5 protein-coding genes are annotated in these 7,319 nt (G+C 52.9%); 4 read left to right on the top strand and 1 reads right to left on the bottom strand.

All coding sequences use genetic code 11. The features are described 5' to 3' along the window. The coding region (locus ACVBEF_RS19670) for a TolC family protein (protein WP_447125611.1) at window positions 1-783 on the top strand (783 nt) is incomplete at its 5' end. Window positions 784-795: 12 nt separating this feature from the next. Here ACVBEF_RS19670 and ACVBEF_RS19665 read toward each other — a convergent pair. Then, window positions 796-1,446, bottom strand: a complete 651-nt coding sequence (locus tag ACVBEF_RS19665) for a TetR family transcriptional regulator (RefSeq protein WP_447125610.1) — start codon at window positions 1,444-1,446, stop codon at window positions 796-798. 351 nt (window positions 1,447-1,797) lie between these two features. On the opposite strand from ACVBEF_RS19665, the gene ACVBEF_RS19660 reads away from it, so the two are divergent. The 3 genes from ACVBEF_RS19660 to ACVBEF_RS19650 form a co-directional block, all read left to right on the top strand. Further along, window positions 1,798-3,021: an efflux RND transporter periplasmic adaptor subunit gene (locus tag ACVBEF_RS19660; RefSeq protein WP_447125609.1), complete on the top strand. Its 1,224-nt coding sequence runs from the start codon at window positions 1,798-1,800 to the stop codon at window positions 3,019-3,021. Window positions 3,022-3,032: 11 nt separating this feature from the next. Beyond that, window positions 3,033-6,185 carry an efflux RND transporter permease subunit gene (locus ACVBEF_RS19655; protein WP_447125608.1) on the top strand — a complete coding sequence of 1,051 codons (3,153 nt, stop codon included), beginning with the start codon at window positions 3,033-3,035 and terminating at the stop codon, window positions 6,183-6,185. Continuing rightward, on the top strand, window positions 6,178-7,319 hold a 1,142-nt coding region (locus ACVBEF_RS19650; RefSeq protein ID WP_447125607.1), incomplete at its 3' end, for an efflux transporter outer membrane subunit. The genes ACVBEF_RS19655 and ACVBEF_RS19650, both read left to right, overlap by 8 nt.

The raw sequence follows: 7,319 nt of genomic DNA, 5'->3' as shown, positions 1-7,319 counted from the left end.
CAAGCCAGTTTTGATCTGGTGCTGGCACAAGAAATTGCCGCCACCAACAATCTGGAAGTCGCGCGCAGTACGTTGCAGCAAATTATTGGACAAGCCCCGGCTGCGTTGGCAACCTTACGTCCGAGCGTCCAACTCAACACGCCCGAACCGGCCCGCATCGATCCATGGGTCAGCATTGCAGAAGAACAAAATTACAACGTCTTAGGTCAGCAAATTGCGCTCGAAACAGCTAAGCGCCAAATTAAAATCAATCGCGCCGGGCATTTACCGACCGTCGATCTGGTTGCCGGTCGCAATTTCTCGACCATCAATGGCAACAACAACCCGCTCACGAATGGTGCGGGCGTATCCAATTCGATCGGCGTGCAATGGACGATTCCGCTCTACTCAGGGGGGGCCGTCAATAGTGCGGTCCGGCAAGCGGTTGCGCTTGAAGACAAGGCAAGATCAGACCTCGATAATGCCCGTAGAACAGCGGCATTAAACGCACGTCAGGCATATCTTGGGGTGAGTAACGGATTGGCGCAGGTGAAAGCACTCGAAGCCGCAGAAATATCGAGCCAGTCGTCATTGGACTCGAATAAGCTCGGCTATCGGGTTGGCGTACGGATTAATATCGACGTGCTCAATGCTGAGCAGCAATTGTTTTCTACGCGCCGCGACCTGGCAAAGGCACGCTACGATACGTTGATGAACGGATTGAAATTGAAAGCGGCAGCAGGAGCATTGAAAGAAGATGATTTACAGCAAGTAAATACACTGCTGATTCCTGCTTACTCCTGACGCTTATTCTGATTAAGGGACTGTTAGCAGGCTTTTTTGTAAAGTCGGAGCAGTCTTCAAGGTGTGAATGCAAAGATCAACGATCTTGCTGGCGTGCTCGCCTAAATCGAAACTATCCGGACTAAACAGCCAATTATCAAGAACGCCTGACAACAACGACTGCACCATGATCGCCGCCAGCATCGGGTCCAGATTGCGCGGCAATTGTCCTTTGGCTACTGCGTAGCGAAGAATGCGCTGAATATTAATGCGGCCCTGCAAAAAACATTCTTGCTGGCGCATATAAATCGGATCTTGCGGATCGACGAATTCGCATTTATGCAAAATAGTGTCTATCACTTTGCGCGTCTGCGGGTTATTCACCCCCTCTTCAAGCGCAAATAAACACCAACAACGGAACTGGGCCAGAGGATCTACTGCGCTATCTTCGGCGTTAACGCGAACCAATGCTTCCATTGGCAACCTAATGCGCTCACACATCGCATTAAACAGGTCACTTTTATTTTTAAAATGCCAATAAATTGCCCCTCTTGATACACCGGCAGCATGTGCAACATCGGCCAACGAAGTTTGCGAAACGCCACGTGCATGAAACACATCAACTGCCGCATCTAAAATGCGCGAGCGCGTCTCTAGCGCTTCTTCTTTAGTACATCTTGCCATTTTCAGCCATCTCCCTGATGCCGCACATATAATTAATGTGCAGGTGCAACAATTTTAGGTAATTTAGATACATACATTCATGAATGTATGTAGAATAACACCCTTTATACGGTTCTACTATTGAAGATAGGACTTACGCAAAATCATCCTGGCAAGGCAGACCTTTGATGCCATTACGAATGGGATAACGCCGCTGGACGGTTTTGTGTAAGTCCTATAAGAAATAAAACTCAGTTAGCTCTTCTGTAGATTTTTTATTAATACCAATTCGAGAACAACTGAGAGAATTACCAGCTTTATCAAACCGTATTTGTATTTATCAACGCTTTACTTCAACCGTGCGAGAACTTTATGAACTCAGTAGGCCCTATTTATCGTTTTACGCGCATAGCGCTAGCCGTAGCACTATTATCCGCAATCGCCGCCTGTGGTCAAAAGTCCGATGCTAGCGCACAAGCCGCGCCCCCTCCGGTCGAAGTCGCGGTGATTAGTATTGCTCCGGAGCGCCTCTCCCTTACAACAGAGTTACCAGGTCGGCTTGAAGCCACCCGTGTCGCCGAAGTGCGTGCGCGCGCAGCCGGGATCGTCCTCAAACGCAATTTCCGCGAAGGTAGCGACGTCAAGGCTGGTGAAGTGTTGTTCCGTATCGATCCGGCGCCACTGCAAGCAATTTACGAAAGCACACAGGCGTCTCTGGCCAAAGCTGAAGCCAATCTGACCCAAGTCACACTCAAAGCACAGCGTTACAAGCCCTTGGTTGAAGCCAATGCAGTCAGTAAACAGGATTACGACGATGTCGTCGCTCTCCAAAAACAAGGCGCTGCCGATGTGGCGTCGGCCAAAGCGGCGCGCCAGACTGCCAGCCTGAATCTGGGCTATGCCACCGTGACCTCGCCTATTTCCGGTCGTATCGGTCGCGCAATGGTGACTGAGGGCGCATTAGTTGGTCAGGGCGACGCGACGCAAATGGCAACCGTCCAGCAAGTCGATCCGATTTACGTGAATCTAACGCAATCGAGCACCGACATCCTCAAGCTGCAACAAGCAATGCGTAGCGGTCAGTTACAAAGCGTCGGCAAAGGTCAGGCCAAAGTTACCCTGGTGACCGAAGATGGCCGTGCTTATCCACAAAGCGGTAAGTTGCTGTTTTCCGATCTGACGGTGGACCCGACTACCGGCTCGGTCAGCATTCGCGCAGAATTTCCTAATCCTGACCGCAGCTTATTGCCCGGCATGTATGTCCGCGCCAGACTCGAACAAGCAGTCAATGACAGCGCTATCACCGTGCCACAACAGGCGGTTACACGCGACATGAATGGCGCGTCTGTCTTTGTCGTCGATAAAGACAACAAGATTGCCGTACGCACCATCAAAGCCGACACCGCCCAAGGCGACAAATGGATTGTCACCGATGGTCTGAAAGCTGGCGACCAAGTCGTCGTAGAAGGCTTGCAGAAAATCAAACCCGGTGCAGCAGTGAAGCCGGTGCAATGGAAGAACGCTGCAACAGCAGCAAACACCGCTCCCACAACATCTGACGCTCCACACGCAGATACAACATCTACCGCTAAATAAGGAGCATCCAGATGGGAAAATTTTTCATTGATCGCCCCGTTTTTGCGTGGGTGCTCGCTGTATTCATCCTGCTCGGGGGTGCTTTAGCGATCACGCAATTACCGGTGTCGCAATATCCGTCCATTGCCCCGCCCACCATCGTCATCAGCGCCAACTATCCGGGCGCTACTGCACAAACGTTAGATGACAGCGTGACGAGCCTGATCGAACAGGAAATGAACGGTGCCGATGGTTTGCAATACGTCGAATCACAAAGTCAGGCCAATGGCGCGGTACAAATTACTGTCACCTTTTCGCCCAACACCAATGCTGATCTGGCTGCGGTGGATGTACAAAATCGTCTGAAACGGGTTGAAGCGCGGCTACCAGCGGCGGTCACGCAACAAGGTGTGCAGGTCACCAAATCGCGGAGTAACTTTTTGATGTTTATCGGCTTGTCGTCCACCGACGGCAAACTCGATCCGATCGCGCTGGGCGACTATTTGTCGCGCAATGTGCTTAATGAAATCAAACGCGTACCCGGTGTCGGCCAGGCACAGCTATTCGGTACTGAACGCGCCATGCGCATCTGGATCGATCCTGCCAAACTGGTCGGCCTGAACCTCACGCCGGGCGATGTGACGGCGGCGATTCAAGCGCAAAATGCCTTGGTCGCTGGCGGTACGATCGGCGATTTGCCTAGTCCTGGTACGCAACAAATTTCGGCCACCGTCGTTGTGACCGGTCAATTGAACACGGTCGAACAATTCGGCAATATTCAGTTGCGCGCCAATAAAGACGGCTCCATCGTGCGTCTGCGCGACGTCGCCCGTATCGAAATCGGCGGCCAATCGTATGCCACATCGGGTCGTCTTGACGGCCAGCCGACCTCCTTCGTCGGTGTGCAATTGTCGCCAACGGCAAATGCATTAGGCACGGCAAAGGCTGTCCACGCCAAGATGGAAGAGCTGTCCAAATACTTCCCGGCCGGGGTGAAATACACGGTCCCGTACGACACCTCCACCTTCGTGAAAATATCCATTGAAGAAGTGGTAAAAACACTGATCGAAGCGATCATTCTGGTGTTTTTGGTGATGTATCTGTTTTTGCAAAATATCCGCTACACCCTGATCCCCACCATCGTCGTGCCTGTCGCGTTGATGGGTACCTTCGCCACGCTGCTGTTGTTCGGATTCTCGATCAACGTGTTGACGATGTTCGGCATGGTGCTGGCTATTGGTATTCTGGTCGATGACGCGATTGTCGTCGTTGAAAACGTTGAGCGGATCATGAGCGAAGAAGGTTTGTCGCCGCGTGACGCTACCCGTAAGGCAATGGGGCAAATTACCGGCGCGTTGATCGGTATCACGCTGGTGTTGATCGCGGTATTTATCCCGATGGCATTCTTTAGCGGTGCAGTTGGCGCGATTTATCGTCAGTTCTCGTTGTCGATGGTCGCGTCCATGTTCTTCTCGGTCCTGATGGCCTTTACGCTTACACCTGCGTTGTGCGCCACGATTTTGAAACCGGTAGAAGCGGGCCACCATCATGAGAAAACTGGCTTCTTCGGCTGGTTTAATCGTCGCTTCGCCGCAATGACCGCAAGTTATCAAGGCTTTGTAGCAAAGATGCTGCTCAAAACCGGTCGTTATCTGCTGGTGTATGGCGCGATCATCGTCTGCGTCGGCCTGCTGTATGCGCGCTTGCCAGCTTCATTTTTGCCGAGCGAAGATCAGGGTTACATCATTACCAATGTGCAGCTTCCTCCGGGCGCAAGTCAAAATCGCACCTTAGAAGTGGTCAAGACGATTGAAGCGTATTACGCCAAATTGCCCGCTGTGGCCCACGTTGTCGCCATTACCGGTTTCAGTTTCTCCGGTAACGGTCAAAACGCCGGTCTGGTGTTTGTCCCGCTAAAAGACTGGAGCGAGCGCGGCCCGTCCGAATCAGCGGACGCGATTGCTCACACGGCCTTTGGGGTGTTTTCGCAAATCAAGGATGCGATTATTTATCCGTTGAATCCTCCGCCTATCCCGGAATTGGGGAACGCCACCGGTTTCACTTTCCGCTTGCAGGATCGCGCAGGTTTAGGCCATGACAAACTCACCGCGGCACGTAATCAATTGCTCGGTATGGCGTCAAAAAGCAAAATACTGGCCGGAGTCCGCCCCGAAGGTCTGGAAGATGCGCCGCAGTTGCAACTCGATATCGATCGCGACAAGGCTAACGCGCTGGGCGTCTCATTTGCTGCCATCAACAGTACGCTCTCAACCGCGCTTGGTTCGGCTTATGTGAATGACTTCCCGAATCAGGGACGCCAACAGCGCGTCATCGTGCAAGCGGATGCACCGCAGCGTCTGCAACCGGAAGATCTGGCCAGACTGTATGTCAAAAATACTGCGGGCGGCATGGTGCCTATGTCGGCTTTTATGACCTCGCGCTGGATTAGCGGACCGGTTCAACTGACCCGCTACAACGGTTATCCGGCGGTAAAAATTTCAGGCGGCGCTTCACCCGGTCATAGTACTGGCGAAGCAATGGACGAAATGGAAGCGCTGACTGCCAAGTTGCCACCGGGTTTTGGCTTTGAATGGACAGGCCAGTCGCTTGAAGAAAAAACCTCAGGTTCGCAAGCGCCGATGCTGTATTTGTTGTCGCTGGTTGCCGTCTTCCTGGTATTGGCTGCGCTGTACGAAAGTACGTCTATTCCGTTTGCCGTAATGCTCGTTGTGCCGCTCGGTATTCTGGGTGCATTGCTGGGCGTGACCATACGAGGCATGCCGAACGATGTCTACTTTAAAGTCGGGATGATTACCGTGATCGGTTTGTCGGCCAAAAATGCGATTCTGATTATCGAATTTGCCAAAGACCTGCAAGCCCAGGGCAAAGGCCTGATCGAAGCAACGCTAGAAGCCGTCCATTTGCGCTTCCGTCCGATTCTGATGACATCGATGGCCTTTATCCTCGGCGTCTTGCCGTTGGTCATCAAGACCGGCGCAGGTTCCGGTAGTCAGCGCGCCATCGGTACTGGCGTCATGGGCGGGATGATTACAGCGACCGTTCTGGCGGTGTTTCTGGTCCCGGTCTTCTTCGTGGTGGTCCGTAAAATATTCAAGGGCAGCGAGCGCCAGAAAAAAATGTATGCAGCTAACAAAAAAATTGATGCAGAGGATGCGCATGTTTAATTCTTTCACCCAACTGACGAAATTGACCAGCACTTTGCTGCTGGCAGGCGTTGTGTCGGCTTGCAGCATGGCGCCCACTTATGTGCGTCCGACTGCACCCGTAGCCAGCAGCTATCCGGCCGAGGAGTTTGCGACGACCGAATCAACAGCGGATGCCATGACGCTCGGCTGGCGTCAATTCTTCCCTGACCAACGCCTGCAAGCGCTGATCGCGGCAGCACTTGAAAACAATCGCGATCTGCGTACTGCGGTTCTGAACATTGAAGCTGCGCGTGCCCAGTACAACATCACTGCTGCCGATGCATTGCCGAATTTCAACGGCAATTTTTCTCGCACCAATGGTCGCACCGCCGCCAGCCAAACCATTAACAACACCTCCGTCGTTGGGACTGGCTATACGGTCGGCCTGAACATGACCGCGTTCGAGCTCGATTTTTTCGGACGCGTACGTAGCTTGAAAGATGCTGCGCTGGCGTCGTATCTATCGACGGAAGAAGCGCGACTGTCGGCACAGATTTCTTTAGTGTCGCAAGTGGCGCAGGCCTATCTGGCGGAGCAGTCGTTCACTGAGCAGCAAGCACTGGCGCAAGAAACGTTGAATAGCCGACTCCAGGATTACAAACTCGCCAAAATGCGTTTTGAAGTCGGCGCATCATCGGCCCTGGACTTGCGCGTGTCCGAAACGCTGGTGCAGTCGGCCCGGGTCGCTTTTGCCGCGCTGGCACGTCAGCGTGGACAGGCTAACAATGCGCTGACCTTGCTGGTCGGCAAACCGATGACAGAGTTGCCAGCAGCGCGAACGCTGGACTCACAACAAATTGTCACCGACATCCCGGCTGGTCTGCCGTCCGATCTGCTGATTCGACGTCCGGATATCCGTGCTGCTGAACAACAATTGCGTGCTGCCAACGCCAATATCGGCGCTGCCCGTGCAGCGTTTTTCCCAAAAATTTCCTTAACTGCTGGTCTTGGTAATGCCAGTTCGTCGCTGGGAAGTTTGTTTGAAGCAGGGAGCCGCACATGGTCGTTTATCCCGCAATTAACGCTGCCGATTTTTGAAGGCGGACGTAATCGCGCCAATCTGACATTGTCGGAAGTGCGCAAAAATATAGCGATCGCCAACTACGAAAAAAC

The sequence above is a fragment of the Glaciimonas sp. GG7 genome (assembly GCF_052976905.1).
Note: the sequence above shows the minus strand (reverse complement) of the source record. Positions and strands in the feature narration are given on the sequence as shown.

Bases quoted from the DNA above. Each gene is read 5' to 3' on its own strand.
- ACVBEF_RS19665 (WP_447125610.1), bottom strand. From the start codon at position 1,446: ATGGCAAGATGTACTAAAGAAGAAGCGCTAGAGACGCGCTCGCGCATT.
- ACVBEF_RS19660 (WP_447125609.1), top strand. From the start codon at position 1,798: ATGAACTCAGTAGGCCCTATTTATCGTTTTACGCGCATAGCGCTAGCC.
- ACVBEF_RS19655 (WP_447125608.1), top strand. From the start codon at position 3,033: ATGGGAAAATTTTTCATTGATCGCCCCGTTTTTGCGTGGGTGCTCGCT.